General features: G+C 59.5%; 22 protein-coding genes and 2 pseudogenes. 9 read left to right on the top strand and 15 right to left on the bottom strand.

The window, feature by feature from the left end:
- Window positions 1-35: 35 nt before the first annotated feature.
- Window positions 36-1,346, bottom strand: a complete 1,311-nt coding sequence (locus HU765_RS03310; RefSeq protein ID WP_186619032.1) for an MFS transporter — start codon at window positions 1,344-1,346, stop codon at window positions 36-38.
- A gap of 170 nt (window positions 1,347-1,516) precedes the next feature.
- Between HU765_RS03310 and HU765_RS03305 the strand changes: the two genes are divergently transcribed.
- The 4 genes from HU765_RS03305 (at window position 1,517) to HU765_RS03290 (ending at window position 7,024) form a co-directional block, all read left to right on the top strand.
- The gene (locus tag HU765_RS03305) at window positions 1,517-2,635 is read left to right on the top strand and encodes a sugar diacid recognition domain-containing protein (RefSeq protein WP_186619031.1); all 1,119 of its coding nucleotides are present in this window, start codon (window positions 1,517-1,519) and stop codon (window positions 2,633-2,635) included.
- A 217-nt stretch (window positions 2,636-2,852) separates the two neighbouring features.
- Window positions 2,853-3,992, top strand: coding sequence for a glycerate kinase (locus HU765_RS03300; protein ID WP_186619030.1), 1,140 nt, complete (start codon window positions 2,853-2,855; stop codon window positions 3,990-3,992).
- A gap of 177 nt (window positions 3,993-4,169) precedes the next feature.
- Window positions 4,170-5,795 (top strand): methyl-accepting chemotaxis protein, encoded by a 1,626-nt coding sequence (locus HU765_RS03295; RefSeq protein WP_186619029.1) that lies wholly within the window; start codon window positions 4,170-4,172, stop codon window positions 5,793-5,795.
- Between the two features lie 41 nt (window positions 5,796-5,836).
- Window positions 5,837-7,024 (top strand): aminotransferase class I/II-fold pyridoxal phosphate-dependent enzyme, encoded by a 1,188-nt coding sequence (locus tag HU765_RS03290; protein WP_186619028.1) that lies wholly within the window; start codon window positions 5,837-5,839, stop codon window positions 7,022-7,024.
- 196 nt (window positions 7,025-7,220) lie between these two features.
- On the opposite strand, the gene HU765_RS03285 is transcribed toward HU765_RS03290, so the two are convergent.
- The 8 genes from HU765_RS03285 to HU765_RS03250 all read right to left on the bottom strand — a co-directional run bounded on the left by HU765_RS03285 (window position 7,221) and on the right by HU765_RS03250 (window position 17,776).
- Entirely contained in the window at window positions 7,221-8,198 is a 978-nt protein-coding gene (locus HU765_RS03285; RefSeq protein ID WP_186619027.1) for a D-glycerate dehydrogenase, read from the bottom strand.
- 11 nt (window positions 8,199-8,209) lie between these two features.
- Window positions 8,210-9,508 carry an MFS transporter gene (locus HU765_RS03280; protein WP_186619026.1) on the bottom strand — a complete coding sequence of 433 codons (1,299 nt, stop codon included), beginning with the start codon at window positions 9,506-9,508 and terminating at the stop codon, window positions 8,210-8,212.
- A 47-nt stretch (window positions 9,509-9,555) separates the two neighbouring features.
- Complete coding sequence (locus HU765_RS03275) at window positions 9,556-10,584, bottom strand: sugar kinase (protein WP_186619025.1); 1,029 nt, start codon at window positions 10,582-10,584, stop codon at window positions 9,556-9,558.
- Window positions 10,577-11,359, bottom strand: a complete 783-nt coding sequence (locus HU765_RS03270; protein WP_186619024.1) for a TIM barrel protein — start codon at window positions 11,357-11,359, stop codon at window positions 10,577-10,579. The genes HU765_RS03275 and HU765_RS03270 overlap by 8 nt, the downstream gene beginning before the upstream one ends.
- Window positions 11,360-11,510: 151 nt before the next feature.
- Window positions 11,511-12,539, bottom strand: coding sequence for a LacI family DNA-binding transcriptional regulator (locus tag HU765_RS03265; RefSeq protein ID WP_186551398.1), 1,029 nt, complete (start codon window positions 12,537-12,539; stop codon window positions 11,511-11,513).
- 143 nt (window positions 12,540-12,682) lie between these two features.
- A complete protein-coding gene (locus HU765_RS03260; RefSeq protein WP_186619023.1) occupies window positions 12,683-13,324 on the bottom strand; it encodes a DUF1345 domain-containing protein in 642 nt (213 codons plus the stop codon).
- A gap of 180 nt (window positions 13,325-13,504) precedes the next feature.
- On the bottom strand, window positions 13,505-16,603 hold the full coding sequence (locus HU765_RS03255) for an efflux RND transporter permease subunit (protein WP_186619022.1): 3,099 nt from the start codon (window positions 16,601-16,603) through the stop codon (window positions 13,505-13,507).
- A 15-nt stretch (window positions 16,604-16,618) separates the two neighbouring features.
- Window positions 16,619-17,776 carry an efflux RND transporter periplasmic adaptor subunit gene (locus HU765_RS03250; protein ID WP_186619021.1) on the bottom strand — a complete coding sequence of 386 codons (1,158 nt, stop codon included), beginning with the start codon at window positions 17,774-17,776 and terminating at the stop codon, window positions 16,619-16,621.
- Window positions 17,777-18,039: 263 nt separating this feature from the next.
- Here HU765_RS03250 and HU765_RS03245 point away from each other — a divergent pair, with 263 nt between their 5' ends.
- The 3 genes from HU765_RS03245 (at window position 18,040) to HU765_RS03235 (ending at window position 20,452) form a co-directional block, all read left to right on the top strand.
- Window positions 18,040-18,741: a response regulator transcription factor gene (locus HU765_RS03245; RefSeq protein ID WP_186619020.1), complete on the top strand. Its 702-nt coding sequence runs from the start codon at window positions 18,040-18,042 to the stop codon at window positions 18,739-18,741.
- A gap of 4 nt (window positions 18,742-18,745) precedes the next feature.
- Window positions 18,746-20,047 carry an ATP-binding protein gene (locus HU765_RS03240; RefSeq protein ID WP_186619019.1) on the top strand — a complete coding sequence of 434 codons (1,302 nt, stop codon included), beginning with the start codon at window positions 18,746-18,748 and terminating at the stop codon, window positions 20,045-20,047.
- 162 nt (window positions 20,048-20,209) lie between these two features.
- Window positions 20,210-20,452, top strand: a complete 243-nt coding sequence (locus HU765_RS03235) for a hypothetical protein (RefSeq protein WP_186619018.1) — start codon at window positions 20,210-20,212, stop codon at window positions 20,450-20,452.
- Window positions 20,453-20,647: 195 nt separating this feature from the next.
- On the opposite strand, the pseudogene HU765_RS26745 reads toward HU765_RS03235, so the two are convergent.
- Together HU765_RS26745 and HU765_RS03230 are read right to left on the bottom strand one after the other, a co-directional pair.
- Window positions 20,648-20,830 (bottom strand): annotated as a pseudogene (locus HU765_RS26745) (hypothetical protein); the annotation flags it as partial.
- Between the two features lie 96 nt (window positions 20,831-20,926).
- The gene (locus HU765_RS03230; RefSeq protein WP_186619017.1) at window positions 20,927-21,250 is read right to left on the bottom strand and encodes a DUF2834 domain-containing protein; all 324 of its coding nucleotides are present in this window, start codon (window positions 21,248-21,250) and stop codon (window positions 20,927-20,929) included.
- Window positions 21,251-21,499: 249 nt separating this feature from the next.
- Between HU765_RS03230 and ilvA the strand changes: the two are divergent.
- Window positions 21,500-22,495: pseudogene (gene ilvA, locus HU765_RS03225) on the top strand (threonine ammonia-lyase, biosynthetic); the annotation flags it as partial.
- Window positions 22,496-22,531: 36 nt separating this feature from the next.
- On the opposite strand, the gene eco reads toward ilvA, so the two are convergent.
- The gene (eco, locus tag HU765_RS03220) at window positions 22,532-23,017 is read right to left on the bottom strand and encodes a serine protease inhibitor ecotin (RefSeq protein ID WP_186619015.1); all 486 of its coding nucleotides are present in this window, start codon (window positions 23,015-23,017) and stop codon (window positions 22,532-22,534) included.
- 366 nt (window positions 23,018-23,383) lie between these two features.
- Here eco and HU765_RS03215 point away from each other — a divergent pair, with 366 nt between their 5' ends.
- Entirely contained in the window at window positions 23,384-23,653 is a 270-nt protein-coding gene (locus HU765_RS03215; RefSeq protein ID WP_186551408.1) for a DUF1652 domain-containing protein, read from the top strand.
- Here the strand turns inward: HU765_RS03215 and HU765_RS03210 are convergent.
- The 3 genes from HU765_RS03210 to HU765_RS03200 all read right to left on the bottom strand — a co-directional run bounded on the left by HU765_RS03210 (window position 23,650) and on the right by HU765_RS03200 (window position 25,655).
- Window positions 23,650-24,048, bottom strand: coding sequence for a hypothetical protein (locus HU765_RS03210; RefSeq protein ID WP_186619084.1), 399 nt, complete (start codon window positions 24,046-24,048; stop codon window positions 23,650-23,652). The two genes, HU765_RS03215 and HU765_RS03210, sit on opposite strands and share 4 nt — an antisense overlap.
- Window positions 24,049-24,137: 89 nt before the next feature.
- Window positions 24,138-24,407 carry a DUF2790 domain-containing protein gene (locus tag HU765_RS03205; RefSeq protein WP_186619014.1) on the bottom strand — a complete coding sequence of 90 codons (270 nt, stop codon included), beginning with the start codon at window positions 24,405-24,407 and terminating at the stop codon, window positions 24,138-24,140.
- Between the two features lie 318 nt (window positions 24,408-24,725).
- A complete protein-coding gene (locus HU765_RS03200) occupies window positions 24,726-25,655 on the bottom strand; it encodes a sel1 repeat family protein (RefSeq protein WP_186619013.1) in 930 nt (309 codons plus the stop codon).
- Window positions 25,656-25,665 lie beyond the last annotated feature (10 nt).

The raw sequence follows: 25,665 nt of genomic DNA, 5'->3' as shown, positions 1-25,665 counted from the left end.
CCGATCGAAGACCGCTTTCCTATTTTGTTAAAAACTCAAGCCCGCAACGCCCGCGTCATCCGTAACGCCAGCAAACTCCCACCGACAATCACCGCCGCCAGCAGATACAACGCCGCATCCGTCGACCCCGTGCTGTCCTTGACCCAACCCACCAGGTATGGGCTGAGGAAACCGGCCATCTGCCCCATCGAATTGATCAACGCCAGGCCACCGGCCGCAGCCCCTGCGCTCAACATGGCGGTCGGCACCGGCCAGAACATCGGCAGACCCGTCAGCGCGCCCATGGTCGCAATGGTCAAGCCGAGAATCGCAATCGCCGGGTTAGCGGCGAAATTCACCGCGATGACCAAACCGATCGCGCCCATCAACATTGGCACCACCAAATGCCAGCGGCGTTCCTTGCGCAAGTCTGCCGAACGCCCGACAACCAGCATGAACACCGCGGCGAGCAAATACGGGATCGCACTCAACCAGCCGATCACCAGGTTATCGCTGAAACCCAGGTTCTTGATGATCGACGGCAGCCAGAAGTTGATCGCGTACACGCCGCTTTGAATGCAGAAGTAGATCAGGCCAAACGCCCAGATCGCCGGGTTCTTGAACACCGCGAGCAGCGAGTCGGTCGCGGTTTTCGGTTTGTTGGCGAGGTCTTCGGCATGGTCGGCTTCGAGTACCGAGCGTTCGTGCGCGGTCAGCCATTTGGCATTGGCGAAGCTGTCGCTGAGCAGGAAATAGGCGAGGGCGCCGAGGATTACCGTCGGAATGCCCTGCAGCAGAAACATCCACTGCCAGCCGGCCAGACCGCCTTGCCCGGCGGCGAAGTGATTGAGGATCCAGCCGGAGAACGGGCTGCCGAGCAAGCCCGAGACCGGGATCGCCGACATGAACAGCGCCATGATCCGCCCACGGCGGAAGGTCGGGAACCACTGCGACAGGTACAGCACGACACCGGGGAAGAACCCGGCTTCGGCCGCACCGGTAAACAGGCGTAGGGTGTAGAACCCGGTGGGCGTGGTGACGAACAACAGGCAGGTCGACAGCGTGCCCCAGGTGATCATCATCAGCGCAATCCAGCGCCGTGGACCAAACTTCGTCAGGGCCAGGTTACTCGGCACGCCGCACAGCACGTAGCCGATGAAGAAAATACCAGCCCCGAGGCCGTACACGGTTTCGCTGAATTTCAGGGCGTCGAGCATCTGCAATTTGGCAAAGCCGACGTTGACCCGGTCGAGGTAGTTGAACAGGTAGCAGATGAAAATGAAGGGGATCAAACGCAGGGTGATGCGTTTGTAGACGGCGTTTTTACCGTCGTCGATGGTCTGGGTAGCAGCGGCGCTCTGCGACATGGCGGCTCTCTCTTTATTATGATTTTTTGCGATGCAAAGGGTAACGTTGATCGCCCTGAGAGTCTCGGCCACCTCCGGCCGGATTGTCTTTGTGCCAGCGCACAGCGATTGCCGCCAAGCCCTGTGCCGGTGAACAACCGCGTGCCGTATTTTTCAAGGATCTGTCCATCATGTTCGAACTCGATCACGACCTCGCTCAGGACATCGTCGACCGGGCGATGGCCATTTTGCCGTACAACGTCAACGTCATGGACAGCCAGGGCCTGATCCTCGGCAGCGGCGAACCGGAGCGCATCAACACCCGCCACGAAGGCGCGCAATTGGTGCTGGCGAACGGCCGGGTGGTCGAGATCGATGCGCAGACGGCGGTGCACCTCAAGGGTGTGCAGCCGGGCATCAACCTGCCGTTGTTGCTCGACCAGCGCTTGATCGGGGTGCTTGGCATCACCGGCGAACCGGAGCAATTGCGCACGTATGCCGAACTCGTACGCATGACCGCCGAAATGCTCGTTGGCCAGCGCAATCAGCAGGCCGAGCAGCAATGGCGGCGGCAGCGTTGCGATGATCTTTTGGCGTTGCTGTTGAGTGAGGCGGGCGATTCGCCGCGTCTGGTCGATGAGGCACAACAGCTCGGGCTCAAGCCACAATTGACGCGGGTGCCGTATCTGTTTGAGCTGGGCCTGGAACACGGCCCGGGGCAAACCGTCGAGGCGCTGAGTGCCTGGCTGATGTCGCGTTACCCGGACAGCTGGTGCGTGAGCTCGGCCAAGTCATCGCTGCTGTGGTGCCGGCCGGCGAGTCAGCACGTCGAGCATGACCGTCTGCTGGAAAAACTCGACGGCCTCGGCTGGAAGATTCTGCGCATTGCGGTGGGCGGGCAGGCCGATGGCCTGGCCGGGTTGCGCCGCTGTTATCGACGGGTCGGCGACTTGCTCGCTTATGGTCGTGATGTGCTGCCGCACTCGCGTTTGTTGACGCTGAACCGTTATCGGTTGCCGGTCATGTTGTGGCGCCATCGCAACGATGATGCACTGGACGAATTGCTCAAACCACTGCGCAAGGTAATCGCCAGGGACAGCAACGGGCAACTGCTGGCGACCTTGCGTAGCTGGTGCGAGCACGACGGGCAGAGTCAGGCCTGTGCCGAGGCGCTGGGCATCCATCGCAACAGCCTGCGCTATCGCATGGAGCGGATTGCTGAGCTGAGTGGGGTTAATCCTTTGAAGCTGGACGGGATGTTGGCGTTGTATCTGGGGGTGCAGTTGTTGCCGCAGACAGATCCGGGTTAATTGGGCGTCTTCAAAGACGCCATCGCGAGCTGGCTCACTCCTACATTTGGAATGCGCACCCCCTATAGGAGTGAGCCTGCTCGCGATAGGGCCGGAACATCCACCGCAAGGCTTTTGTGAAAATGAACAACAATCCTCCCTAACCCTTGTGCAGCCGACAGGCGTCAACGCCCATGCCGACTGGCAGCATGAAGGCCAATGCAACCGGAGAATTCGCATGAAGATCGTCATCGCCCCCGATTCGTTCAAGGACAGCCTGAGTGCCCAAGGCGTTGCCGAGGCCATTGCCCTGGGCCTGGCGCAGGTCTGGCCGCACGCGACGCTGGTCAAATGCCCGATGGCCGACGGCGGGGAAGGCACGGTCGAGTCGATTCTCGCCGCGTGCGAAGGCCAATTGCGCCGCACCCGCGTGCGTGGCCCGTTGGGGGCGCCGGTCAACGCGGCCTGGGGCTGGTTGCCGGGTAATCACACCGCAATCATCGAAATGGCCGAAGCCAGCGGCTTGCAGTTGGTGCCGCCGGGACAGCGTGATGCGTGTATCAGCAGTACATTTGGCACCGGTGAGTTGATTCGCGCGGCGCTGGACGCTGGCGCGCAGCGGGTGATCCTTGCCATTGGCGGCAGCGCCACCAACGATGGTGGTGCCGGGGCGATGCAAGCGTTGGGCGCGAAGCTGCTGGATGCGCAGAATCAGCCGTTGGTCCCCGGTGGCCTGGCCCTGGCGCAACTGGCGCGGCTGGACTTGAGTGAGCTTGACCCGCGCTTGTCCAGCGTGCGCTTCGACATCGCCGCCGACGTGAATAATCCACTGTGCGGCCCACACGGCGCCTCGGCGATTTTCGGTCCGCAAAAAGGCGCTTCGCCCGCGCAGGTTCAGCAACTCGATCAGGCACTGGGACATTTTGCCGAACTGTGCGCGCAGGCGCTGGGCAAGGATGTGCGCGATGAGCCGGGCAGCGGCGCGGCGGGTGGTCTGGGGTTTGCCGCGAAGGCGTTTCTCGGCGCGCTGTTTCAGGCCGGTGTCGAGGTGGTGGCGGAACTGGTTGGACTCGCTGAGGCGGTCAAAGGCGCGGATCTGGTGATCACCGGCGAAGGCCGCTTTGATGCGCAGACCCTGCGCGGCAAGACGCCGTTCGGTGTCGCGCGGGTCGCCAAACAATACGCCGTGCCGGTGATTGTCATCGCCGGCACCTTGGGTGAGGGCTATCAGGAGCTCTACCAACACGGCATCGACGCCGCGTTCGCCGTGACCAGCGGACCGATGACGCTGGAACAAGCCTGCGCCGAAGCCCCGCGTCTGCTACGTGAACGCGCCACCGACATCGCCCGGGTCTGGCAGCTCGCCGTCAAGCGCTGATCCGCGAGCCTTCTACGAAAATATTTGCGACGAACCCGAAACCTTCCTCAAGCCTGGCCGATACAACGATCAGGCGCACACAAAATTCGCATAACAGTGACGCCGGACTGCCGCCCGCCCAGGGGCCAGTGATCATGGCATGGACGCTCGTAGTTTCTTTCTTTCGAGAGTCCGACCATGTCCCTGCGTAATCTGAATATCGCGCCCCGTGCGTTCCTCGGTTTTGCCTTTATCGCCTTGCTGGTGATTGTCCTCGGCGTGTTCGCCGTCAGTCGCATGACGGTCATTCGTCAGGCGTCGATCGACATGGACACCAACCAGTTGCCAAGCGTGACCCACCTCAGCGTGGTCACGGAAAACGTCCTGCGCATGCGCATTCTCTCGTTCCGAGTGCTGGTCAATCGCGAACCGGCCAGCCTGCAAGAGGCGCAGACCCGCATCGCTGTGCTGGTCGACAAGGTGCGCAAAGCTCAGGCCAGCTACGCTGCGTTGCCGGCAGGTCCTGAAGAGCGCGCGGTCTTCCAGACATTTTCGACCACGCTCGACAATTACCTGCAAGCGCAGAACCAGATGCTTGAGCTGTCGCGCCAGGGCGATCTCGAAGCGCTGCGTGCGTTGATCAACACGCGAATAAAGGAAGGCACCGATCAGATGGGCGAGCAGCTCAACAAGCTGATCGGCATGAACACGGCCGGGGCCAGAGCGGCGGCCACTCAAGCCGGTGAAAACTATGACAGCGCCATCACCGGGATCATCATCGTTGCCGTGATAGCGGCGCTGGCTACGGTGTTGCTCGCCTGGTTACTGACCCGCAGCATCGTCACACCGCTTAACCGCGCCGTGCAGGCCGCGCAAACCATTGCCGGCGGCGACCTGAGCAAAGCCATCGAGATCGACGGCAAGGACGAACCGGCGCGTCTGCTGGAAGCCTTGGCCGCGATGCAAACCAATTTGCGTAAAACCATCGAACAGATTGCCGGTTCAGCTACACAACTGGGCGCCGCCGCCGAAGAGCTCAGCGCTGTCACCGAAGAAGCCTCGCGCGGCCTGCAGCAACAGAACAATGAAATCGAACAAGCCGCCACGGCCGTCAACGAGATGACCGCCGCCGTCGAGGAAGTCGCACGCAATGCCGTGTCCACTTCCGAAGCGTCGAACCAGTCGACTCAAGCCGCCCGCGAAGGCCGCGACCAAGTGGTGAAAACCGTCGACGCGATCCAGACCATGACCCACGACGTGCAAAACACCGCGCAAATGATCGAAGGCCTCGCCGCGCAAGGTCGTGACATCGGCAAGGTCCTGGACGTGATTCGCGCCATCGCCGAACAGACCAACCTGCTGGCGCTCAACGCCGCCATCGAAGCTGCCCGCGCGGGTGAGGCCGGGCGTGGTTTCGCCGTGGTCGCCGACGAAGTGCGGGCCCTGGCCCATCGCACTGCGCAATCGACCCAGGAAATCGAGAAAATGGTTGCCGGCATTCAGAACGGCACCGGCGAAGCGGTTTCGTCGATGCAGCAAAGCAACCAGCGCACCCAGTCCACTCTGGAAATGGCCCGCGCTGCCGGTGTGGCGCTGGAGCAAATCACTCATTCGATCCACCTGATCAACGAACGCAACCTGGTCATTGCCAGCGCGTCGGAAGAACAGGCGCAAGTGTCGCGGGAAGTCGATCGCAACCTGGTCAACATCCGCGACCTCGCCACGCAATCCGCAGCCGGCGCCAACCAGACCAGCGCCGCGACCCACGAGCTGTCGCGACTGGCGGTGGATTTGAACGCCATGGTGGCGCGTTTCGTGATTTGAGATACGGTGAAGGCTGGAAACCGCGCAATCAGGAGACGTACATGCGCTATTCAGCCTTGACCCAACGAATCGCCGGGAAGGGTGCCGCGGCCTGGCAGATTCACGACCGAGCGCTGGAACTGCGCGCCGAGGGCGTCGACGTTTTGTTGCTCAGCGTGGGCGATCCGGATTTCGGCACGCCGTTGCCGATTGTGCATGGCGCCATCGACAGCCTGTTGGCCGGCGATACGCACTATGCCGACATTCGTGGCCGGCTCGAGCTGCGCAGGCTGATTGCCGAGCGCCATTGCCAGCGCAGCGGTCAGCGCGTTGATCCGGACCAGGTGATTGTCCTGCCCGGCGCGCAATGCGCGGTGTATTCGGTGGCGCAGTGTCTGCTCGATCCGGGCGACGAAGTGATCGTCGCCGAACCGATGTACGTCACTTACGAGGGCGTGTTCGGCGCTTGCGGCGCCACGGTGATTGCGGTGCCGGTGCGGCCGGAAAACGCTTTTCGCGTCGACCCTGTCGATGTCGCTGCGCGAATCACCTCGAAGACCCGCGCCCTGTTGCTCAACAGTCCGAACAATCCAAGTGGCGCAAGTCTGTCACTGCCGATCTGGCAGGCACTGGCGGCACTGTGTATTCGTCACGATTTGTGGCTGATCAGCGACGAGGTCTACAGCGAGCTTTTATATGAAGGCCGACACATCAGCCCGGCGAGCCTGCCGGGCATGGCCGAACGCACGGCGACGATCAACAGCCTGTCGAAATCCCATGCGATGACCGGTTGGCGCATCGGCTGGATGATCGGGCCGAAACCGTTGGCTGAGCATTTGGTGAACCTGTCACTGAGCATGCTGTTCGGTCTGCCCGACTTTGTGCAGAAGGCTGCGCAGGTTGCCTTGGAGAGTGACTTGCCCGAGGTGGCGCAGATGCGTGAGGAGTACCGCTTGCGCCGGGATCTCGTCTGCGACCGTTTGCGCGATTGCCCGGGGCTGCGGCCGATTCGTCCGGATGGCGGCATGTTCGTCATGGTCGATGTACGCCAGACCGGCCTCGGCGCGCAGGCGTTTGCCGAGCAGTTGCTGGAGGGCTATGGCGTGTCGGTGCTTGCCGGCGAAGCATTCGGGCCGAGCGCGGCGGGGCACATTCGGATCGGGCTGGTGGTGGATCGGGTCAAACTGGCGGATGCCTGCGCGAGGATTGCGTTGTGCGCGGTGCAGCTGTTGCAAGCGCGTAGTGCCTGAAAAATTTGTATTGTTTGATCCGGCCCCTTCGCGAGCAAGCCCGCTCCCACAGGTGACGGCATTCCAATGTGGGAGCAGGCTTGTTTCCACAGGTGACCGCATTCCAAGGTGGGAGCGGGCTTGCTCCCACAAGCGACGGCATTCCAATGTGGGAGCGAGCCTGCTCGCGAAGGCGGTTTAGCAGACGCCGAAAGTCTCAGCCCTGCCAAGCGGTGGGATTCACCAGATTCGCCGGCCGCTGCCCACCCAACGCCGCCAACAGATTCTCCACCGCACACCGCGCCATCGCCTCACGCGTCTCATGGGTCGCCGAACCCATGTGCGGCGTCGCCACCACATTACTCAACTGCAACAACGGCGAGTCATGGTTCAACGGCTCGCGCTCAAACACATCCAGCCCCGCAGCGCGAATGCGCTTGTTGGCCAAGGCATCGATCATCGCCGCTTCATCGACTACTTTACCGCGCGAGATATTGATGAAAATGCTCTCCGGTCGCATCAGCGCAAACTGCTCCGCGCCGATCAGTCGTTCAGTCTGCGCCGTCAATGGCAAGGTCAGGCAAATGAAATCGGCCTGCTTGAGCAAATCATCGAGGCTGCGATATTGCGCGTCGAAACGTTCCTCGACCGCCGGTTTGCGCGACTGGCTGTGGTAGATCACCGGCATGCCGAAACCGAAATGTCCACGCTGAGCCAAGGCCTCGCCGATGCGGCCCATGCCGATGATGCCCAGCGTCTTGCCGTGCACATCGGTGCCGAAATGCGCCGGGCCGATGTTGCGACTCCATTGCCCGCCACGCACCATGTTGGCCAGTTCGACCACACGCCGCGCCGTGGCGAGGATCAGCGCAAAACCAGTGTCGGCGGTAGTTTCGGTGAGCACATCAGGAGTATTGGTGAGCAGGACGTTGCGTCGGCTCAGGTAATCGATGTCGTAGTTGTCGACACCTACCGAGACGCTGGCAATCGCCTCCAGTTGCGGCGCCAGATCCAGCAGCGCCGCATCGAGTTTCAGGCTGGCGCCGAGCAAACCGTGGGCGCGGGGCAGGGCATCGCGCAGTTGCATGAGGCCGTCGGCGTCGAGGCTTTCGATCAGCGTCACGTCAAACTGCTCTTGCAGCCGCGCCATCAGCGCTGGTGAAAGTTTCTTGTACAGCACGATGTGTTTTTTCATGGCAAATCCCTTCAGGAGTGCGCCGGCACGCGCGGCGTGGCGACGGCTTTGGCGACGACGCGATCACTGGCGCCGGGCTTGAGAAAAATCGTCAGCACCACCGACAGCAATAACGCGCCGCTCATCAACAGATACGACGCGCCAGGCGAACCGGTGGAGCTGTTCAGGTAGCCGACCAGATATGAACCGCCGAAAGAGCCGAGCGCGCCCATGCTGTTGATCAGCGCCATCGCGCCGCCGGCGACGTTGGCCGGCAGGATTTCCGGGACGATGGCAAAGAACGGCCCGTACGGCGCGTACATGCAGGCGCCAGCGATCACCAGCAGCGTGTACGACCACCAGAAGTGTTCGGCGCCGAGTGCGTAAGAACCGTAAAACGCGATTGAAGCGATCAGCAGCGGCGGCCAGACGAAGCGCTTACGCTTCTGCAATTTGTCCGAACCCCACGATATCGCGAGCATGCCGATCACCGCCGCCAGATACGGCAGCGCCGACAGCCAGCCGGCCTCGATCATGTCCATTTGCGCGCCGGCTTTAAGGATCGACGGCAGCCACAGGACGAAACCGTAAACGCCGATGCTCCAGCAGAAAAACTGCAGGGCCAGAATGATCACCTTCGGCGAACGGAACGCCTCGGCGTAATTCTTCACCGCTTTGATTCCGACCTGCTCAGCGGCAAGGGCGCTTTCCAGGTCGTGTTTTTCCTGCTCATTGAGCCACTTGGCCTGGGCTGGACGATCATCGGCCAGACGCCACCAGATAAACGCCCAGAATACCGCTGGCAAGCCTTCGATGATGAACATCCAGCGCCAGCTGAAATGCTGGACCAGATACCCCGAAACCACCGACATCCACAGCATGGTCACTGGGTTGCCGAGAATCAGAAAGGTGTTGGCGCGCGAGCGTTCGGCGCGGGTAAACCAATGACACAGGTAGACCAGCATGGCCGGCATCACCGCCGCTTCGACCACGCCGAGCATGAAGCGGATGACGATCAGCCAATAGGCGTTGGACACCACGCCGGTCAACGTGGCGAGACCGCCCCAGAGAATCAGGCTGACGAAAATCAGCTTCTTCACGCTGTGCTTTTGCGCGTAGATCGCGCCCGGCACCTGAAAGAAAAAGTAGCCGAGAAAGAACAGCGCGCCGAGCAACGAGGACAGGCCCGGAGTGATCATCAGGTCTTCGGCCATGCCGGACGCGGCGGCAAAACCGTAATTGGCGCGATCCAGATACGCCAGGCTGTAGGTGATGAACACAATGGGCATGATGTACCACCAGCGGCGGGTGGCAAGGGTTGCGGTTTTCATGGTGTGACTCCTGAGCTTGTTGTTTTTGTCGCAGCAGGTTCAATTAATCAGTTGTCTGTGACGGCCCCATCGCGAGCAGGCTCACTCCTACATTTGAAATGCGTTCCCTTGTAGGAGTGAGCCTGCTCGCGATCGGCGCCTTTGAATTCAACGAGGAGTTCCGCCCGGGTCGGCAACCCTTCCATATCTCCGCGACTCTGCACCGCGCGACTGCCAATCCAGTTGGCACGCTGCACCGCCTCGGCAAAGCTCTGGTGTTCCAGCAGGGCGCTGATCATCCCCACCGCGAAGCCGTCACCGGCGCCCACCGTATCGACGACGTTGGTCACCGGCACACCCGCGACAAAGCCCTGATCCAGATGCGTGCGGTAATAGGCGCCCTCCGGCCCGAGCTTGATCGCCACCGCCTCGGCGCCCTGGTCCAGATAAAACGCGGCAATGTCCGCCGGGTCGTCGAAACCGGTGAGCAAACGACCTTCACTCAATCCCGGCAGTACCCAGTGAGCGAGGGCGGCGAGACGGTTGATCTCGCGGATCATCTCGCCTTCACTGGCCCACAGGCTCGGGCGCAGATTGGGGTCGAACGACACGCTGCGCCCGGCGTTGCGCATCCGAGTCATCAGTTCAAACGACATTTCCCGTGCCGACGCCGACAGCGCGGGCGGAATCCCCGTGGCGTGCAGATGGCGGGCGTTAAGCAGCGATGGTTCGATCGATTTCGGCGACAGATGACTGGCTGCCGAACCGCGACGGAAATACTCGACCTGCGGGTCGCTGCCATCGTCGTTGCGGGACTTGAACTGGAAACCGGTCGGATGCTGTTTATCGATGTCGACGTGACTGCAATCGAGTCCTTCGTTAACCAACGTCTCGACCACAAAACGTCCGAGCGAATCGTTGCCGACCCGGCTCAGCCACGCCACGTTAAAACCCAGGCGCGACAGCCCGATCGCGACATTGCTGTCGGCCCCGGCGATGCGCTTGCGAAAAAGCTCGACCGCGGCCAGATCGCCGGTCTGCTCGGCGACCAGCATCGCCATGGTTTCGCCGAACGAGAGAATATCGATCTCAGACATGGGCAGGCTCCAGGCGCGATTGACCGAGGCGGGCGAGGGCGGCGACGTGTTCGCGGGTCAGTTGCACCAGATCATCGCCCTGCAGTGGATATTCGGCGGCGCGCATAACGCCTTGGTCCATGTGCCTTAGCAGTTGTTCCCACAGATGCAGGTCGCTGATGGCCGGCGGTACGGCGACCAGTTTGCCGTCGGCGCGACGGGCCACTGCTTTGCAATGCACATAACCCACGTGACGGCCGAGCGCGCGGGCGGCGCTGGCGGCGGACTGGTCCTGCCAGTGCCAGTTGCCAATATCGAAGGTCATTTTGATCGGCAGATTGTGCTGCTCGACGGCGTCGAAGAAGCGCTGAAACGGCTCGATGCGCCCGCCCTGCAAGGTCTGATCGTTCTCTACCAGCAGTTGCACGGGGCTGTGTTTGAGCCGCTCGGCCAATGCGTGCAAATCAGAGTTATCAGTGAAATAGCCGAGCGATACTTTCAGCCATTTCGAACCGAACGCCTGGGCCTGCTGCAGCGCAGTGATCAATTCGGGATTCGGCTGCGCCTGGCCGGCGAGCCACAGTTCGGTGGGCGAGGAATAGATGCTTTGCAAACCCTGCGCCTGAGTGGCCTGGGCCAACTGCGCAGGATCTTCGCGGGTCAGCAGTTCTTCGCGCCACTCGATGCGATTGGCGCCGGCCGCGGCCAGAATATCGATGAAAGAATCTTGCCCACGCTGGCGCACAAGCTCGGCGCCGTAGCTGGACAGACTGATGGAAACGGCGGGTTTATTCATTGTTATTGACCTCTGAAACCGGTTTCATTTTTGTTCAAAAAAATATCTGATGTTTTGTGTTGTTCTTTTGGGCCTTATCGCGAGCAGGCTCACTCCTACATTGGAAGGCATTTCAAATTGTAGGAGTGAGCCTGCTCGCGATGGCGTCATTTCAAGCGCCACGGACCCCAAGGGTCGAGCCCCGCTCAACCAGCACCGGCGCAAAATCCACCACCCGCGCCACCTCATCATCGCCGCGCAAACGCCTAAGCAGACACTCAAACGCCCGCGCGCCAATTTCCTGGGTCGGTTGCGCAAGAGCAGTAATCCCGCTGCCCACCAAGGGATACCAGTCCAGATCATCCAGCGCGATCAGTCCGACATCCTCAAACAGGCGCACACCGAGCGCGCGCAACACACGAGTCGCCTCCAGCGCCGCTACGCCGTTGGCGCAAAACAGCGCTTTCGGCCCTGCATCGGTTCGGTTCATAAACGTCTGAAGTTGGCTTTCAAGATCATCACCGGTTTCAATAACTTCACCGGTTAACCCCGAGCGCTGCGCAACCTGCGCCTGAAAACTGCTGACCCGCTCAATCCGCGAACTGGTGCCGTCGAACGGTTCGGTGACCAGCAATAGATCGCGATATCCGCGCTGCTCAAGGTGTGTGAGTGCCATTTCAATCGCTTGCGGGTTGTTCAGCCCGACCATGTCGCTGTCGAGCCCATCGACTTTGCGATCCACCAGCACCATCGGCATCTCGCGGCGCAACGCGTGTAACTCGTCACGGTGATGGCCCAGCGTGTTCACGATCAGCCCTTCGATGTTGTAGGAGCGCAACAGCGCCAGATGCTGGCGCTCCTGTTCATCATCGCGGTCGGTATTGCACACTACCAGGCTGTAACCGTGCGCACGGCAGGCGGTTTCCACGCCGTGCATCACTGCAATCGAATAAGGGTTACGGATATCGGCGACCAACATGCCGATCAGACGCGTCCGACCGCGTTTCAGGCCGCGGGCCATTTGGTTGGGGCGATAGCCGAGTTCGCTGATGGCCTGTTCGATGCGCAGGGCAATGGCATCGGAGAGCAGGGCGCGGTCATCGCCAATGAAGCGCGAAACGCTCGCCTTGGATACGCCGGCGCGTTCGGCGACATCAAGCATGGTCACGCGACTGCGCTGGGCGATGGAAAAATCATTCACGGTCTGAAACCTTGTTATTGGATTTATAGGGTGTCAGTGACTGGAAGGCACTGAAACCGGTTTCAGGAAACACCAAAAACAAATCCATCGTCAAGTGAATGATTGCCTGCCCTCCACCCGACGCCGACGGGCGGGGTTAACGGTCAGCCGAGCAAGCCTGCCGCGATATTGATGGAGAAGCCCAGGATTGCGGTGTTGAACACGAAGCCGATCAAGGATTGCGCCAATACGATTTTGCGCAGCTCCCGTGTGGCGACGCCGACATCTGCAGTCTGCACGGCCACGCCAATCGTGAACGAGAAGTACAGGAAGTCCCAATAATTGGGTGTGGTCAGCCCTTCAGCGAAGCGTAGCGCGGGTTCCCTGCCGTCCCAGGTGTAGTAGAGGCGCGCGTAATGTACGCAGAAAATCACCCCGATCAGTAACCATGAACCGATAACGGTCAACGCAGTGAAGCCGTAGTGAAGCAATTTCCGCGAGCTTTCCAGGTCCTTGCTGCCGGCCAGTTCGAGAGTAATGGCAGCCAGGCTCGCCAGCGCGGCGATGCACACCACGAATAGCACCAGGCCCGCATTTTCATCTTCGACTTCGGCGATGCGTTTGACGTCCGGCGCCTTGGCGCGCACGGTCAGCCAGAACATCAGGATCAGGTAAGCCCAGACACCGGCATTCCAGCCGACGAGGATTTTGCTGACGATCGAATCGGCGGGCGCCAGAAGTCCTGTCGCGAGGCCGAACAGTGTGGCGGCAGACAAGCGAGGATGGGTGCGGGCTAGGAAGCGCATGGGGACTCGATGGGCCAGGGCGGTTCAGATACCTTAGCCCAGCGATGTGAGGTGTGACTAGAATGCTGGCTGTATGCAAATCCTGTGTGAGCGAGCCTGCTCGCGAAGACGACGGTGGATTCGACATCAATGTTGGCAGACCGGATGCATTCGCGAGCAGGCTCGCTCCCACAGGTTCGATCAGTGATGCTTGGTGAATCGCCGCACGAGCTTCATCACGACGACAAAGAACACCGGCACGAAGATCACTGCCAATGTTGCGGTGATCATCCCGCCGATCACGCCGGTGCCGATTGCCTGCTGACTTGCCGAACTGGCACCCGTGGCAATGGCCAACGGTACTACGCCAAGAATGAACGCCAGCGAGGTCATGACGATCGGCCGCAGACGCAAACGCGCTGCTTGCAACGTCGCGTCGATCAGATCGTGGCCTTCGTCGTACAGGCTCTTGGCGAATTCGATGATCAGGATGGCGTTCTTCGCTGACAGGCCAATGATGGTGATCAGGCCAACCTTGAAGAACACATCGTTGGGCATCCCGCGCAGCGTCACTGCCAGCACCGCGCCAAGCACGCCCAGCGGGACTACGAGCAACACCGAAGTCGGGATTGACCAGCTCTCATAAAGCGCCGCCAGACACAGGAACACCACCAGCAACGACAAACCGAGCAGTATCGGCGCCTGGTTGCCGGACAAGCGTTCCTGCAACGACAAACCGGTCCATTCCTGGCCCAGACCTGTCGGCCCCTGCGCAACCAGACGTTCGATTTCCGCCATGGCCTCACCAGTGCTGTACCCCGCAGACGGTTCGCCGGAGATTGCAATCGCCGGGTAGCCGTTGTATCGGGTCAACTGCGCCGGGCCTTGAATCCAGTTGGCCTGGACAAATGCCGACAGCGGCACCATGTTCCCGGCGTTGTTGCGCACGTGCATTTTCAGCAAGTCATCGACCTGACTGCGCTGGTCGCCCTCAGCCTGCACCACCACGCGCTGCATGCGGCCCTGATTGGGAAAGTCGTTGATGTAGCTGGAACCCACTGCAGTGGACAGCACGTTACCAATGTCGGCGAACGATACGCCCAAGGCGTTGGCCTGCTTGCGATCGACGATCAATTGCACTTGCGGCGCTTCGGCCAGTGCGCTTTCACGCACATTCATTAACACCGGACTCTTTTGCGCGGCGGCGAGCAGTTCCGTGCGCGCCTGCATCAAGGTCGCGTGGCCGAGGCCGCCGCGATCCTGTAAGCGAAACTCGAAACCACTCGACGTACCGAGACCGTCCACGGGTGGCGGCAGCACTGAGAAGGCCATGGCGTCCTTGATCTGGCTCAGGGCGACGTTGGCGCGGTCGGCAATCGAACTCGCGGCATCGTCGCTGCCACGTTCCGACCAATCCTTCAGCGTAGAAAACGCCAGCGCCGCGTTCTGCCCGCTGCCGGAGAAGCTGAAACCGAGAATCACCACGCTGTCACTGATGCCCGGTTCGCCAGCGTTATGCGCTTCAAGCTGTTCGGCCACTTGCACCGTGCGGTTTTTGGTTGCGCCGGGCGGCAATTGAATATCGGTGATGGTGTAACCCTGGTCTTCCGTCGGCAAAAACGAGGAGGGCAGGCGCGCAAAACACAGCCCAAGACCCACCAGCAGCACAACGTAGATCAACAGGTAGCGACCGGTGCGTTTCAGTGCATACCCGACCCAGCCCTGATAGCGATCGGTCAGGTGCTCGAAACGCCGGTTGAACCAGCCAAAGAACCCGGTTTTCTCGTGATGCTCACCTTTGGCGACAGGCTTGAGCAATGTCGCGCACAATGCCGGCGTCAAGGTCAGGGCGAGGAATGCCGAGAACAGAATCGAGGTCGCCATCGACAGCGAAAACTGCTGATAGATCACCCCGACCGAACCTTGCATGAACGCCATCGGGATAAACACCGCGACCAGCACCAGCGTGATGCCGATGATCGCACCGGTGATCTGCGTCATGGCCTTGCGCGTGGCTTCCTTGGGCGACAGGCCTTCGGTAGCCATGATGCGCTCGACGTTTTCGACCACGACAATGGCATCGTCCACCAGAATACCGATGGCCAGCACCATGCCGAACATGGTCAACACGTTGATCGAGAACCCTAGCGCCAGCATGGTCGCGAACGTGCCCATCAGCGCCACCGGCACCACCAGCGTCGGGATCAGCGTATAGCGCACGTTCTGCAGGAACAGGAACATCACCGCGAACACCAGCAGCATCGCTTCGCCGAGGGTGTAAACCACTTTGGTGATCGAGACCTTGACGAACGGTGAGGTGTCGTACGGGATCTTGTATTCCACGCCTGCCGGGAAGTAACGCGCCAGCTCATCCATTTTTGCCCGCACCAGCGTTGCGGTGTTCAGCGCATTGGCGCCCGGCGACAACTGCACGCCGACGGCCGTGGACGGCTTTCCATTCAAACGGGTGCCGAATTGGTATTCCTGACTGCCAATCTCGACTCGCGCGACATCGCCGATGCGCACGGTAGAGCCGTCGCGATTGGCCTTGAGCACGATGTCGGCGAACTCTTGCGGCGTCGACAACTGGCCCTTGACCAGAATCGTCGCGGTGATTTCCTGCGACGAGGGCGACGGCAGATCGCCGATGCTGCCCGCCGAGACCTGAGCGTTCTGCGCAACGATGGCTTCGTTGACGTCAGCTGGGGTCAGGTTGAAGGCAATCAGTTTCTGCGGATCGATCCAGATGCGCATGGCCCGTTCGGCGCCATACAACTGCGCCTTGCCGACGCCATCGAGACGCTTGATCTCGTTCATCACGTTACGCGCCAGATAATCGCTGAGCGCGACGTCATCGAGCTTGCCGTCGCTGGAGGTCAGGGTGATCAGCAACAGGAAGCCGGACGAGACTTTCTCGACCTGCAAGCCTTGCTGATTGACCGCTTGTGGCAGGCGTGACTCGACCACCTTGAGACGGTTTTGCACATCGACCTGCGCCAGTTCCGGGTTGGTGCCGGGCTGGAACGTCGCTTTGATCGTCGCGCTGCCGAGGCTGCTCTGCGATTCGAAGTACAACAGGTGATCAGCGCCGTTGAGTTCTTCCTCGATCAGGCTGACCACGCTTTCATCGACGGTCTGCGCCGACGCGCCCGGGTACACGGCATAAATTTCAATCTGCGGCGGCGCGACATCGGGGTACTGCGCCACCGGCAACTGCGGGATGGCCAGCGCACCGGCCAACAGGATGAACAACGCGACAACCCAGGCGAACACCGGGCGGTCGATAAAGAACTGCGGCATAAAAAAGCGTCCTGCTTACTGACCAGAAGTCTGGGCGAGTGGAAGAGGGGTTTCGTCGATCTGCACTTTTTCGCCGGGACGGGCATGTTGCAGGCCTTCGGTGATGATGCGGTCGCCGGGCTTGAGGCCGCCGGTAACAATCCAGCGATTGTTCTGCACCGCGCCCAGTTGCACCGGTTGCAGCGCCACACGCAATTGCTCATCAACCGTCAGCACCTGGGCAACGCCGGCGCTGTCACGCTGTACGGCCCGTTGCGGCACGGTGATGCCGTTCTGGATGGTTGCCTGCTCGAGACGCACACGGATGAAACTGCCCGGCAACAGGTCGAGATCCGGATTGGGGAATTCGCTGCGCAGAATGATCTGCCCGGTGCCCGGATCGACCGTGATGTCGCTGAATAGCAATTTGCCCGGTAGCGGGTAGAGGCTGCCGTCATCCTGAATCAGCGTGGCTTTGACCTGATCCCGGCCGACTTCCTGCAACTGTCCGGAGCGGAATGCGCGGCGTAGCTCGTTGAGTTCGCGGGTCGACTGGGTGAGGTCGGCATGGATCGGGTCGAGCTGCTGGATCAGTGCCAGGGGCGTGGTTTCGTTCTGCCCGACCAGTGCCCCTTCGGTGACCAGCGCGCGACCGATTCGGCCGGATATCGGCGCGGTCACAGTGGCATAACCCAGATTGAGCTTCGCCCGTGTCACAGCGGCTTTGCTGGCAGAGACGTCGGCGGCGGTCTGCCGCGCATTGGCCCGTGCGTTGTCGTAATCCTGAGCACTGATGGCCTTGTCGTCGATCAACTGCGCATAGCGCTGCTCCTGCAATTTTGCCTGGAAGGCGTTGGCCTCGGCTTTGCGCAGCGCTGCTTCGGCGCTATCGAGGTCGGCCTTGAACGGTGCCGGGTCGATGCGAAACAGCACGTCGCCCTGTTTGACGTCGCTGCCTTCACGGAAGGTGCGTTGCAGAACCACGCCGGCGACCCTCGCGCGCACTTCGGCGATCCGTGGCGCGGCGATGCGCCCGCTCAGTTCGCTGCTGATGGACAGGGGGCGGGCCTGGAGGGTCTCGATGCGCACGGTCGCTGGCGGCGTCTGTTGTTCGGCGTTCGAGGATGAATCACAGGCGCCCAGCGACAACGCCATTGCGATCAGGCCGAGCCCGGCCAGCAGTTTCTTCGACATGTACAACCCCCAATATTGATGGCCGCATCCTACGGCCAGACGAGGAGGTTAGCGGTGAAGCTTTGTAGCTGCTGTGTGAAATTGTGTAAGGGTTTTGCTCAGGGGCGGGTGAGGACGTATATCCTGCAGGCCTGAAATTTATTGCGACAGTTCGATCGCTTTCGCGAGCAGGCTCGCTCCCACATTTGTCTACGATGTCCTGTGGGAGCGAGCCTGCTCCCGAATGAGCCCTGACTGTCGCCACTGCATCTTCTGGAACACCCATGCCCAACATCCTCCTGGTCGAAGACGACACCGCCCTCGCCGAACTGATCTCCAGCTACCTGGAACGCAACGGTTACTCCGTCAGCGTCATCGGCCGTGGCGACCACGTGCGCGAGCGGGCGCGGATCAATCCGCCGGATCTGGTGATCCTCGACCTGATGCTGCCGGGGCTGGATGGCCTGCAAGTCTGCCGCTTGCTGCGCGCGGATTCGGCGATGCTGCCGATTCTGATGCTCACCGCCCGCGACGACAGCCACGACCAGGTGCTGGGCCTGGAAATGGGCGCCGACGATTACGTTACCAAACCGTGCGAGCCGCGGGTGTTGCTGGCCCGGGTGCGGACGTTGTTGCGCCGCAGCAGCCTCGGCGAGCCGATGACGGTGAACGACCGCATCGTCATGGGCAACCTGTGCATTGACCTGTCCGAACGTACCGTCACCTGGCGCGAGCAAGCGGTGGAACTGTCCAGCGGTGAGTACAACTTGCTGGTGGTGCTCGCCCGGCATGCCGGCGAGGTGCTCAGCCGCGACCAGATTCTGCAACGCTTGCGCGGTATCGAATTCAACGGCACTGACCGCTCGGTGGACGTGGCGATTTCCAAGCTGCGGCGCAAGTTTGACGATCACGCGGGCGAGGCGCGCAAGATCAAGACTGTGTGGGGCAAAGGCTATCTGTTCAGCCGCTCCGAATGGGAATGCTGAGCTGATGTTTCGCATTCTGTTTCGCCTGTATCTGGTGACGATCGTTTCGTACAGCGCGGCGATTTATCTGGTGCCGGATCTGGTGGTGATGGCCTTCAGGGATCGGTTCGTCACCTATAACCTGGATTTTTCCCGTGGCCTGCAATCGCTGATCACCAAACAGTTTCATGCTGCACCGCAAGATCAGTGGCCAGCCATCGCGGCGACGATGGATAAGGAATTCCAGCCGCTGCACATTGTGCTGACGCGTATCGACGACGCTGTGTTCACGCCCATCGAGCAGGAGCGCCTGCACCGCGGTGAAAACGTGGTGCGCATTGGCGACTGGGGCTGGCGCACGTTGGCGGTCACCCCGCTGAATGATGAGATGGCGGTGCGCATGGTCGTTCCGCCCGATCCGGTGGACGTCGATTTGTTGTACTGGAGCATCAACGTGCTGATCGGCGCGACACTACTCGGCTGCCTGCTGCTCTGGCTGCGTCCGCACTGGCGCGATCTGGAGCGCCTGAAAAGCACCGCCGAGCGCTTCGGCAAGGGCCATCTGAGCGAACGCACGAACATTGCGCCAAGCTCCAACATCGGTAGCCTGGCCAAAGTCTTCGACACCATGGCCGGTGACATCGAAAACCTCCTGAACCAGCAACGCGACCTGCTCAATGCCGTTTCCCATGAGTTGCGCACGCCGTTGACGCGGCTGGATTTCGGCCTGGCGCTGGCACTGTCCGATGATTTGCCGGCTGCCAGTCGCGAACGCCTGCAAGGGTTGGTCGCGCATATTCGTGAGCTGGATGAGTTGGTGCTGGAATTGCTGTCTTACAGTCGCTTGCAGAATCCGGCGCAATTGCCCGAGCGAATCGAGGTGGCGCTGGATGAGTTCATCGACAGCATCCTGGGCAGTGTCGACGAGGAGCTGGAATCGCCGGAGATCGTTATCGATGTGTTGCTGCACGGTCAGTTGGAACGCTTTGCGCTGGATCCGCGTCTGACGGCGCGAGCGATCCAGAATCTGCTGCGCAATGCCATGCGCTATTGCGAAAAGCGCATTCAGATTGGTGTACAGGTCAATGTCGACGGCTGTGAAATCTGGGTGGACGATGACGGGATCGGTATCCCCGACGACGAGCGCGAGCGGATTTTCGAGCCTTTCTATCGGCTCGACCGCAGTCGCGACCGGGCGACCGGTGGTTTTGGCTTGGGCCTGGCAATCAGCCGCCGGGCTCTGGAAGCTCAGGGCGGAACCTTGACGGTAGAACACTCACCACTGGGTGGGGCGCGATTCAGGTTGTGGTTGCCGACATCCGCCTGAGTGCATCAGCTCGACCGTTCTCCAGAGATTCCATGAGGTTTCGTGGGACTATTCCGACCGACGGCGGTGATTTGCACTGATTTATGCGATTTACCTGTCAGGTCTGACAGTATTCATTGCAGTACAAGCGCGTTAGATTTTATCCGTGACGCAGCGCATTTCATGAATGCGTTGATCGAATTAATATTTGAGGATAAAAAAATGACACCTGAAGGAATAACTGTCACCGTCGAACCCTTTCCAGCTAAGAAGCCCATCAAAGGAACGGTTAGGGAGATCTATCAACTTCTGATGGACGGGACTGATAACGTAAATGTAGTCGTTGAGCTCGATGACGGGAGTGGGCTAGAGGAATTTAAGGCTCATGCCAACAAATACTCCATTGGCCAGAGAGTAGATGACTAAACCGCCACGACTGTCTTTAATGCAAACTGCGCGAGGTGCTGCCTAATCTAAAATAAGGCAGAATTTCTAACGCACGCATCGTTTTCGTGAACATTAGTTCTCACTGATTACTGTTCCTTTTACATGCTAATTGGCTGAACAGGCCGGCGAGTCTAAGCGTGCAATCGCTGGGTGCATATCCTATTCATTCGTAAGTTCACTCCCCGAGTGGCTGGTTTGCAATGCGCATTTTTGCGACTTGCTGTCCCAGACCTGACCTTTAGGACATTCCGGTTTCTGTACAGGTTGGTCTTCGTCAGCGCTGGCAAAACCTGCTTGAGCGGATACGAGAGCGACCAACAGCCAAGGGGTGGCGAACTTGACGCAACGGATAGTCATGGCAAAGCTCCACGGAAGGTATGTACTACTTAGAACACCACCGAACGAAATTCATTCATTGCGTTGTCAGCGACTGACGAATCCGGGGAGGCGGGGCTAGGCGATCGTTGGTTTTCCGCCCGGGCGGATCCCGCGCACCACGAGATATAGCAACGGCCCGATCGAAACGAAAACCACTGTCAGCAGGAGGTAAGGCAATACTGACCAGATTGACTGGCCACGAGATTTGGCATCCCTGACGATCCATACGCCAGCGAGTGTCGCCAGCAGATACAGATCGATCACCACCTGCGCCGTGTCTGGGCGCGACATCAGGCTGATCCCGAAGTCGATCAATGAATGTTCCGCCTGAATCATCACTGAAAGGGTGTAACCGCTAAAAGCGAGCAAGGCGGTGAGGGGCAGGGCGATGGACATCATGGATTCCTTCCTTGGGTGATAAGCAGAACGCCAGCCTACCGGCAGCTCGCAAAATAGGCCATTGACTTGTCAGTCGCCCGCAGGCTAATTTCCAGCCCATGACTTTCACCGTATTGCGCCACCAGCCAAGCATTATTACCGCCATTCCTCATTTGGCGGGCTAGCGCACGGCTGCAGCACCCAACCCGCCCCTGGAGGCGGGTTTTTACTTTCTGTCTCCCGGGTTCTGAAAAACGTCAGGAGACGACCATGCCGTATAGCCCCGCCCAGCAAGCCCTGCTTGAACAGTATGTGAAACAAATTCTGGCAGCGCCGGTGTACGACATTGCCGTGCGCACGCCGCTACAGGCAGCGCCGGCACTCTCTGATGCGCTGGGCAACAACGTCTTGCTCAAACGCGAAGACCTGCAACCGACGTTCTCCTTCAAGATTCGCGGCGCCTACAACAAACTGGTGCAACTGAGCGATGAGCAAAAGTCCCGTGGTGTCATCACCGCATCAGCCGGTAATCACGCCCAAGGTGTGGCGCTGGCCGCGCGCGAGTTGGGCATTGCGGCGACGATCGTCATGCCGTCGATGACACCGGAGCTTAAAGTTCTTGGGGTTCGCAGTCGCGGGGCCGAAGCGCTGCTGCACGGTGAGAGTTTTCCGTTTGCCCTGGCCCACGCGTTGCAACTGGCACAGCAAACCGGGCGCACCTTCGTTTCACCCTTCGATGACCCGCAAGTGATCGCCGGGCAGGGCACCGTGGCGATGGAGATCCTCCGCCAGCATCAAGGCGCTCTGGATGCGATCTTTATTCCGGTCGGCGGCGGTGGCTTGATCGCCGGCATTGCGGCTTACATCAAATACCTGCGCCCGGAAATACGCATCATCGGGGTCGAGTCTGAGCATTCGGCCTGCCTGCAAGCGGCGATGGTGGCGGACGAACGTGTGGTGTTGCCCTGCGTCGGTACGTTCGCCGACGGTGTGGCGGTGGCGCAGATCGGGGAATTCGGTTTCGAGGTTTGTCGTTTTTGCGTGGATGAGGTCATCACTGTCAGCAACGACGAACTGTGCGCTGCGATCAAGAACATCTATGACGACACCCGTTCGATCACCGAGCCCTCCGGTGCATTGGCCGTGGCCGGGATCAAGCGCTATGTTGCGCGAACCAGGGTGCGCGAGCAAACCTTCGTCGCCATCGATTCGGGCGCCAATATCAACTTCGATAGCCTGCGTCATGTCGCCGAGCGCGCCGCTGTGTGCGGCGTCACGGCGTGATGAGAGCAGAAGCGGCGATTATTGCTGGAGGGCGGTGCCGACTTTGTCCGACGCCGACCAGATGCGATAGCGCACCTCAACGTCAGCAGGTGCGTACACCACGACCGGCAGTTTGCTGTTGTAGCGCAACATGAAGCCATCCCCGACGACCGGCACGAACGCGCGTTTCTTCTCGCTGCCGGGCGGACAGGCCATCATCGTACTCATCGGGCCGATAACCTTCTCCAGGCGATAGAAGGGATAACCCCAGCCTTCAAGATTTTTTTCATCCAGAACGCCGCCCAAGCGCTGACGGTTGCAATCCACCTCAAGGGTCTTGCCTGCGAGAATTTCAACCTGGAAGTTTTCTTCCTGCTCCTGTTTGGGCAGGTGAATGACTTGGCGGGTGAATCCAGCTTCTGCTTTGGGGTACGGCGCGACGTCTTCAAGCCTGGCGGCGTGGGCGAGGGTGGACAGGCTGGCGATGATCAGGCCAGTCGTCGCATAAAGACGTAAAGAATTCATGGAAGCCTCCGTGCAGGTGAGATTGCAATGCAAGCATTCTTGCCGCCATGGCCCTCGAAAGCAAATTCGCGGCGGATTGCATATTGCAGGAGACGGGTGGTCGATTCATGCATTTTGCAAATAGCAAAGTACTGGCCCCGCCGCCAAGTCTTTGATTTCGCTAGGCTCAAAATGACCTGACCAAAGGCATGGTTTATGCGTCGTAATAGTGCAGCGCACCGGGTTTGGGCGCCTACACTCCAATGAGCATTTCGCAGTACTGCCCGTTGCCGACCAGGGAAAAGCGGGGAGCACACCCGTGCAGGATCGGCAAAAGGTCAGTGTGAATAGTTGATTGGCAAACGCATAGAAAGGAGAGGGTTCGCCATGTTTTTATCTGCCTTGGAACTTCGTAACATCATCGAAAGCAGCTTTCTGCCGAAACGCTGCCAATGCACGTTATCGCCGGACCTGTCGATGACCGTCAAAGTGTTCGGTGACCATCGAACCGATCAAGCCGATTTGTACGTCAGCGGAATCGACGCAAGCCGACTCAACAGCTGCCGTGAAATCAACAACCTGGTCGCGGGCCTGCGTTCGGATCTCGCCCAGCAGACAGCCTCGCATCAGCACAGCCCACGATCCCGAGCCATTTAACTCACCGTTTCAACCTGTTCGACCGTCACGCGCCGGGCCTGCACAAAGCCAAGGCCCAGCGCGAACTCGACCAGCACCGCGAGCAAAATCCCGGGGCCGGCATGGCCGTTGAGCCATTCGCCAAAACCGAGCGCCGCCAAGCCGAAACAGCCGACGATAAAGCCATTACTGAGCGCATTCCGTGCGACGGATGGCGGTGAATTGCGTAGGCAATAAAACATCACCCCCAACGCCACAAACAACACCGCACTACGTCTTGCGACTACGCCGGTGCCTTCCGAATAGCCAATACTCCAAATCGCCAGCAACACCTCCGGGAAAAATCCCCAGACCAGCGCCAACAGCAAACACAACATGGAAGTGAAGGTCGACAACGTACGAAACGACAACTGCATGGCCAGTCCTTGCGGCAGTAGGTAAGCCCTGAGCATACCTGCTGAAAACAGCTTAAACCTACCGCCAAACCGCAAATCAGAATTTTCTGTCAGTTCTGCAGACTGCACGCATCAGACAATTTCCTGTAACTGATCTCTGCAGGCTTGCCGGTGTTGTCGATGTACTTCATATCGGCCGTAATCACCTTGCACTCCTGCGTCGGCGGCTCGGTTAACGAAAGCACCTTCGCCACGTGAAGTGGCATGCCGTATTGGTAGGGCACAGCGTTGGACAGGATAGTGCTGTCATTGGCCTGGGCCAGCCCGACGAATGCGCTGAAGGCGAGGGTGGCGGTGAGCAGGATGGGATGAGTGTTCATGAGGGGACTCCCAAGTGACATAAGAACGCTCGGCATGACAACGGCCGAACCTGCCGCACTGGCGTCAGCGCGAGGGGGCTGAGGGCGTGCGGTTAGGTCGATTTTTTGACTGCGGGGTTAAGGGAGGGTTAACCGGATGAGTCGTGCGGAGCAGAAGGGAGAAGATGGCTCCTGTCTAGTTTTGCTGTTTCCTCGATCCAGTACCGTACCACAGACATATCGCTATTGTTTTCATATAAAAGTGCTGAGTACTCGAGCATTGCTTTTTGAAAACCATTCTCGAGTGACGCTTTAACCAGCACCCGACGTCAGCCGTAACTATCTGCCGAGTTTTTCAGGGAAAAAAGACAATGGTGGGTGAGTGTCCTTCCATTCCTTTGCCACAGCTCTTGAGCTATCAATCTGTTCAGCTGTCATCTTACTTCCAATTTCTTCAAGTGTATCGTGTACGAAATCTTGAATAGCGCCTCCACCGTCAAGCTCTTTCAACAGGCTAATCAGTGCATAACCTTTAACAAGGTCCAGAGGGTAGCCAACTTGGTCTGGTGCGTGTGCGATGTAAGAGCCATAACTACTAATTGCTTTCTGATCCCCCGTTTCAGCTGCTGTCTGAAGCCAATGGCGGACACCTTCGAGATCGCCCTTCTTATACAGGATCTCAATGTAGTCCATCATCGCTTTTGGGTTGCCGCCTTCAGAGGCAGCTTTCAGCCATTTGCTGATGGCCTCATCACGTTTTCCAGGTATAAGAAAAAACCCCTCACCTTGTCGATCACCTACGGCCATCCAATATTGAGCGAGCGCATAACCTGCTTCAGCAGATTTTTCTAACCAAGTACGATCAAAAGTTATTTCATACATTAAATATAGAGACTCAGGGTTGCCTGTCTCCACTTCCTTCATGGCTTGAATTTTTGCTTGGTTCAACCAATCGGAGCTTGATTTTTTGCTAGTGGGGCAATTGCCTGTTTTTTTACAAAGGTCATCATTTTGACGACCTAGTTGAATCATTGCAAATATGGATCCGTTATTAGCAGCTGTTTCATACCAATGGAGCGCTTCTGGCGTCATATAGCGATTGCGCTTCCGAAGAGCTTCGCCTAAGTAATATTGCGACTCCACATTTCCAGAGCGCGCTTCTTTTGCCAATACGGGCACGGCTGCATCAAGCTTTAATTGGTTATATAAAATACTGCCTGTAGAGACTTTGGTTTCTGACTCTGAAGCAAATATAGGGTCGGCACTCATAATAAATGTA

Origin of the sequence: Pseudomonas sp. SWRI81, from assembly GCF_014268545.1 — a bacterium.
In the GTDB taxonomy this organism is placed as follows: Bacteria; Pseudomonadota; Gammaproteobacteria; order Pseudomonadales; family Pseudomonadaceae; genus Aquipseudomonas; species Aquipseudomonas hamedanensis.
The sequence above is the reverse complement of the archived record's forward strand: the minus strand, read 5'-3'. Positions and strand labels throughout refer to the sequence as shown.

What these genes read in the sequence shown, in the direction of transcription:
- HU765_RS03230 (WP_186619017.1), bottom strand. Translation starts at nt 21,250, where the DNA reads ATGATGTCCATCGCCCTGCCCCTCACCGCCTTGCTCGCTTTTAGCGGT.
- HU765_RS03275 (WP_186619025.1), bottom strand. Translation starts at nt 10,584, where the DNA reads ATGTCTGAGATCGATATTCTCTCGTTCGGCGAAACCATGGCGATGCTG.
- HU765_RS03310 (WP_186619032.1), bottom strand. Translation starts at nt 1,346, where the DNA reads ATGTCGCAGAGCGCCGCTGCTACCCAGACCATCGACGACGGTAAAAAC.
- HU765_RS03245 (WP_186619020.1), top strand. Translation starts at nt 18,040, where the DNA reads ATGCCCAACATCCTCCTGGTCGAAGACGACACCGCCCTCGCCGAACTG.
- HU765_RS03305 (WP_186619031.1), top strand. Translation starts at nt 1,517, where the DNA reads ATGTTCGAACTCGATCACGACCTCGCTCAGGACATCGTCGACCGGGCG.
- HU765_RS03240 (WP_186619019.1), top strand. Translation starts at nt 18,746, where the DNA reads ATGTTTCGCATTCTGTTTCGCCTGTATCTGGTGACGATCGTTTCGTAC.
- HU765_RS03205 (WP_186619014.1), bottom strand. Translation starts at nt 24,407, where the DNA reads ATGAACACTCATCCCATCCTGCTCACCGCCACCCTCGCCTTCAGCGCA.
- HU765_RS03295 (WP_186619029.1), top strand. Translation starts at nt 4,170, where the DNA reads ATGTCCCTGCGTAATCTGAATATCGCGCCCCGTGCGTTCCTCGGTTTT.
- HU765_RS03200 (WP_186619013.1), bottom strand. Translation starts at nt 25,655, where the DNA reads ATGAGTGCCGACCCTATATTTGCTTCAGAGTCAGAAACCAAAGTCTCT.
- HU765_RS03285 (WP_186619027.1), bottom strand. Translation starts at nt 8,198, where the DNA reads ATGAAAAAACACATCGTGCTGTACAAGAAACTTTCACCAGCGCTGATG.
- HU765_RS03250 (WP_186619021.1), bottom strand. Translation starts at nt 17,776, where the DNA reads ATGTCGAAGAAACTGCTGGCCGGGCTCGGCCTGATCGCAATGGCGTTG.
- eco (WP_186619015.1), bottom strand. Translation starts at nt 23,017, where the DNA reads ATGAATTCTTTACGTCTTTATGCGACGACTGGCCTGATCATCGCCAGC.
- HU765_RS03260 (WP_186619023.1), bottom strand. Translation starts at nt 13,324, where the DNA reads ATGCGCTTCCTAGCCCGCACCCATCCTCGCTTGTCTGCCGCCACACTG.
- HU765_RS03235 (WP_186619018.1), top strand. Translation starts at nt 20,210, where the DNA reads ATGAATGCGTTGATCGAATTAATATTTGAGGATAAAAAAATGACACCT.
- HU765_RS03280 (WP_186619026.1), bottom strand. Translation starts at nt 9,508, where the DNA reads ATGAAAACCGCAACCCTTGCCACCCGCCGCTGGTGGTACATCATGCCC.
- HU765_RS03290 (WP_186619028.1), top strand. Translation starts at nt 5,837, where the DNA reads ATGCGCTATTCAGCCTTGACCCAACGAATCGCCGGGAAGGGTGCCGCG.
- HU765_RS03255 (WP_186619022.1), bottom strand. Translation starts at nt 16,603, where the DNA reads ATGCCGCAGTTCTTTATCGACCGCCCGGTGTTCGCCTGGGTTGTCGCG.
- HU765_RS03300 (WP_186619030.1), top strand. Translation starts at nt 2,853, where the DNA reads ATGAAGATCGTCATCGCCCCCGATTCGTTCAAGGACAGCCTGAGTGCC.
- HU765_RS03210 (WP_186619084.1), bottom strand. Translation starts at nt 24,048, where the DNA reads ATGCAGTTGTCGTTTCGTACGTTGTCGACCTTCACTTCCATGTTGTGT.
- HU765_RS03215 (WP_186551408.1), top strand. Translation starts at nt 23,384, where the DNA reads ATGTTTTTATCTGCCTTGGAACTTCGTAACATCATCGAAAGCAGCTTT.
- HU765_RS03270 (WP_186619024.1), bottom strand. Translation starts at nt 11,359, where the DNA reads ATGAATAAACCCGCCGTTTCCATCAGTCTGTCCAGCTACGGCGCCGAG.